Below are 1,490 nucleotides of genomic sequence, written 5' to 3'. Positions count from 1 at the left end.
TCTTTGTCAACATCATTTCACATGCTTCATGAAAATTTGATGCCAAGCTGAATTGATAAAGTAAATTCAACCCAATAAAAAACAAGCGCTTCGCTGTTTTAAGTGGGTAAGTTAACATCCTTTTAGTAAGCTGATATACTTAATACAAAAACCGAAGGTGGTTGTTTGTATGTTCAATCATGAGGAACTTTTTACAGTTGCCCTTCAGCTTAAGGACCCATTTTTCGTTAAGTCCAAGGATTTCAACCTGGAAGCTGGTGAACTCCACCTCTATATTGACTTCAAGATTGGGGCCAAGTTCAATTGTCCTGTTTGTCATGAGGATGGAAAACCTGTCCATGACACGGAAGACAAGGTGTGGAGACATCTGAACTTCTTCCAGTACAAGGCATTCATCCACTGCAGGACACCAAGGGTAAAGTGCAGCGAACATGGTGTGAGACTCATTGAAGTACCATGGGCTGCTCCAGGCTCAGGTTTCACGCTGCTCTTTGAAGCCTTGGTAATGGAACTGGCCAAGACCATGCCCGTATCCAAGATGGCTCAAATTCTCCAGGAGAACGACACCAGGATATGGAGGATAATAAAGAGGTACGTGGATAAAGCCAGGGAGCAGGCTGATTACTCTGATATCAGAGCAGTTGGAATCGATGAAACTTCGTGCAGAAAGGGACACAAATACGTGACTCTCTTTGCGGACCTTGACAATAATCGTGTAGTCCATGTAGTACCAGGGAAAGATTCATCCACCATACATTCATTCAGTGGGATGTTAAAGAGAGTAGGAGTTCCAGCAACGCAGATACAGGAAGTATGCACAGACATGTCCATACCCTTCAGAAAAGGCCTGCAGGACTCATTCCCATGGGCTAATGTTACCTATGATAAGTTCCACGTCATTAAGGCTGTGAATGATGCGCTCGATAAGGTCAGGAGAATTGAGCAACATGAAAATTCAGTCCTTAAGCACAGTCGTTACTTATGGTTGCACAATCCCAAAAACCTGAAACCCAGCCAACAGGAAGCACTTGCTGACTTGACAAAGATGAACCTGAAGACCGCACGTGCCTATAGGATTAAGCTAGCACTCCAGGATGTCTACAGCTTAGCTACCGATCGTCAAACAGGTGAGTTGATGCTAAAGAAGTGGTACTCCTGGGCAATACGAAGCAGGATTGACGAGATCAAGGATTTTGCATTCATGGTCAAAAACAACTGGGATGGAATACTAAATCATTTCAACAGCGGTCTGACCTCAGGAATAATGGAGAGCATCAACAGTCTGGTACAGTCAGCCAGGAATCGAGCACGTGGTTATCGGAGCGTTAGAAATTTCATAACCATGATCTATTTGCTTGCTGGCAAATTGGAACTGAAGCCTAGAGTAAATCCAACTATATCACCCACTTAAAACAGCGAAGCGCTTTCTTTTGTTATATTGTCAATGACAACATATGCTCCAGAAGATGTAAAATATGCTGTAGCTGCGT

Annotated in this window: 1 protein-coding gene; it reads left to right on the top strand. The window is 43.5% G+C overall.

What is annotated here, in order from left to right; translation table 11 throughout:
• Positions 1-169 precede the first annotated feature (169 nt).
• The gene (locus T472_RS13685; RefSeq protein WP_023388437.1) at positions 170-1,411 is read left to right on the top strand and encodes an ISL3 family transposase; all 1,242 of its coding nucleotides are present in this window, start codon (positions 170-172) and stop codon (positions 1,409-1,411) included.
• The last annotated feature ends 79 nt before the right edge of the window (positions 1,412-1,490 follow it).

The sequence above is a fragment of the Youngiibacter fragilis 232.1 genome, assembly GCF_000495435.3.
In the GTDB taxonomy this organism is placed as follows: Bacteria; Bacillota; Clostridia; order Clostridiales; family Clostridiaceae; genus Youngiibacter; species Youngiibacter fragilis.
This window is presented reverse-complemented; position numbering and strand designations above follow the sequence as displayed.